This window comes from uncultured Nitrospira sp., from assembly GCA_902500695.1.
Lineage (GTDB): Bacteria > Nitrospirota > Nitrospiria > Nitrospirales > UBA8639 > Nitrospira_E.
In genome coordinates this window covers 1-1,266 of record CABVRQ010000074.1, presented here as the reverse complement: position 1 = coordinate 1,266, position 1,266 = coordinate 1, and the positions used below count along the sequence as shown (strand labels likewise).

General features: G+C 47.1%; 1 protein-coding gene. It reads right to left on the bottom strand.

The window, feature by feature from the left end; genetic code table 11:
- On the bottom strand, nt 1-340 hold a 340-nt coding region (locus AAH187_RS15360), incomplete at its 3' end, for a glycoside hydrolase family 15 protein (protein WP_342349349.1).
- Nucleotides 341-1,266: the final 926 nt, after the last annotated feature.

The window sequence follows — 1,266 nt, the reverse complement described above, 5'->3', positions numbered from 1 at the left end:
CACGACGGGGCGGCAAGGCCAAGAGACTGGCATCCAACCCACCGCCTTTGAGGTGATCTGTGAGAGACTGCAATAGTGGATCCCATGCCTCCTCCAGAATCGCCTGACCGATCTCGTCTGGCCTCCGTTTCGAGTGCTCATAAGGTTCCGGCAGTCGAAACCGCTCGGCCGTTCGAGCCGCGCGTTCTACAGCAACATGACAATGCGCGGCCGAATAGGTAAATGGCCGCCCACTCGTGCGAACTTCCCATATCCCATGATCCGGCTCTCGCCATTTGTCTGCTGCGACATCAGACAGCTTTCGCAAATGATTCCATAGCCGATCAGGAAATGGTGCCAAGAGGGGCAGCCTCATGATACGCGCAATCCAAAATCTCCCCATAGATATCGGGTTGGTGTTGGGCGACCGCAGCATTTCCTCTCCGAACCGGCTTGAACTCGCAAGCCATGTCCTATTGGAGACATCGAACCGGACTAGGACGGCGGTGCCCAAATCAAAGTTTGCTTCCATAGCCATCAGTAAAACAGTAAGTGAAATGAAAGGAAATAGGGGAAATCCTGACGAATCGGATAAATTCTGATCTAAAGGCAATCGATAGACAATGGATTAAAAAAACAATAGAAGGCTCGCATTTGGTGGGGGTATTTATAAAAAGCTTTTATTCATACCGTCTACAAAATTTTCCTGATCCTTTTGATAGGTTTGAAAATTTTGACTTACTGAAGAATCCAAGAAGAAAACAGCATTGGCTTTGATGAGAAGGAGCCTTTTTAATCACATTAAGGACGGCAATATGGTGATTGGCAGGAAAGTGTTTTGTAGAAGTTGACTACGGCCTGCGAAGCAGGACATTCATCCGAGGACAAAAGATGGAGTTTTATACTTCCATGGAGCGAATGGAATTCCACTTCGGGACAACTCAACCGGATTTCCCCGAGCGATCCAAACCGTATGGCCAATATCAGAAATTCTTCGAACTGGATGCCAATTTGAGGGTTTGGAGACCTTGAACAGGTTTGGAATGCACGGTTGATTTTGGTGCCATCTCTGTGGAGACGAGGGCGATTCCATGGTTCGTGGGTGCGCCCTCTTTCATCGAACGCCGAAACATGCTATTGGCATTTTTTGATAGGACACCCATTTCAGATGAGACCTGAACATCCTAGACGTCAGTCTCAAAATTGACAATCTGATTTTTCAGTTAAGGGGTAGATCTCTAGTGAAATCAATTTGATTCTCTATCGTATTGTATACAACTGATCTTT